Raw genomic sequence first — 1,059 nt, forward strand, 5'->3', positions numbered from 1 at the left:
CCAAGGGAAGACTCATCTCGAGGCAAGTTTCGCGCTTAGATGCTTTCAGCGCTTATCTCTTCCGCACTTAGCTACCGGGCAATGCCATTGGCATGACAACCCGAACACCAGTGGTGCGTTCACTCCGGTCCTCTCGTACTAGGAGCAACCCCTCTCAATCTTCCAACGCCCACGGCAGATAGGGACCGAACTGTCTCACGACGTTCTAAACCCAGCTCGCGTACCACTTTAAATGGCGAACAGCCATACCCTTGGGACCTACTTCAGCCCCAGGATGTGATGAGCCGACATCGAGGTGCCAAACACCGCCGTCGATATGAACTCTTGGGCGGTATCAGCCTGTTATCCCCGGAGTACCTTTTATCCGTTGAGCGATGGCCCTTCCATTCAGAACCACCGGATCACTAAGACCTGCTTTCGCACCTGCTCGAGCCGTCACTCTCGCAGTCAAGCTAGCTTATGCCTTTGCACTAACCTCCTGATGTCCGACCAGGATTAGCTAACCTTCGTGCTCCTCCGTTACTCTTTGGGAGGAGACCGCCCCAGTCAAACTACCCACCAGACACTGTCCTCACCCCCGCTCAGGGGGCCGAGTTAGAACATCAAACATTAAAGGGTGGTATTTCAAGGTTGGCTCCATGCAGACTGGCGTCCACACTTCCAAGCCTCCCACCTATCCTACACATCAAGGCTCAATGTTCAGTGTCAAGCTATAGTAAAGGTTCACGGGGTCTTTCCGTCTTGCCGCGGGTACACTGCATCTTCACAGCGAGTTCAATTTCACTGAGTCTCGGGTGGAGACAGCCTGGCCATCATTACGCCATTCGTGCAGGTCGGAACTTACCCGACAAGGAATTTCGCTACCTTAGGACCGTTATAGTTACGGCCGCCGTTTACCGGGGCTTCGATCAAGAGCTTCGCCTTGCGGCTGACCCCATCAATTAACCTTCCGGCACCGGGCAGGCGTCACACCGTATACGTCCACTTTCGTGTTTGCACAGTGCTGTGTTTTTATTAAACAGTTGCAGCCAGCTGGTATCTGCGACTGGCTTCAGCTCC

The 1,059-nt window shown here is 54.0% G+C and carries 1 rRNA gene; it reads right to left on the reverse strand.

Annotated elements, in window-relative coordinates:
* Window positions 1–1,059, reverse strand: a 23S ribosomal RNA gene (locus AC559G_RS18150); the annotation flags it as partial.

Origin of the sequence: Gibbsiella greigii (assembly GCF_039540155.1) — a bacterium.
Classification (GTDB): domain Bacteria; phylum Pseudomonadota; class Gammaproteobacteria; order Enterobacterales; family Enterobacteriaceae; genus Gibbsiella; species Gibbsiella quercinecans.